Consider the following 467-nt stretch of genomic DNA (forward strand, 5'->3'; position numbering starts at 1 on the left):
GCAGCAGTTTTTTCTTCCAGGCGTTTGATGGATTGCTTAACGGTTTTGTAGTTAGTCAGCATACCACCCAACCAGCGGTAATCAACGAAAGGCATACCGGCACGGGTAGCTTCTTCGCGGATGATGTCGCGGGCTTGGCGTTTGGTACCTACGAACAATACTGTACCTTTGTTGGCAACCAGACGACGTACGGCTTCTTGCGCCTCTTGGAACATCGGCAGGGTTTTTTCCAAGTTTACGATATGGATTTTGTTGCGCGCACCGAAAATGTATTGAGCCATTTTCGGGTTCCAGAAACGGGTTTGGTGACCGAAGTGAACACCGGCTTCAATCATCTGACGCATAGTAATTTGAGACATGTTATTTCCTTGAAAGGGTTAAAGAGCACACATTCAATCGCATAGAACTTGATAGGCGGCGCCTATTGTCAAGCACCCTTCGGCGAAAGTGGGCATAAGTTTTAAAAA

At 47.1% G+C, this 467-nt stretch carries 1 protein-coding gene; it reads right to left on the reverse strand.

The window, feature by feature from the left end:
* Window positions 1-359 (reverse strand): 30S ribosomal protein S2 (gene rpsB, locus ACTHSP_RS21850; protein WP_440346989.1); only part of this gene is annotated, 359 nt, incomplete at its 3' end.
* Between the last annotated feature and the right edge of the window lie 108 nt (window positions 360-467).

The sequence above is a fragment of the Neisseria sp. P0001.S005 genome (assembly GCF_051963715.1).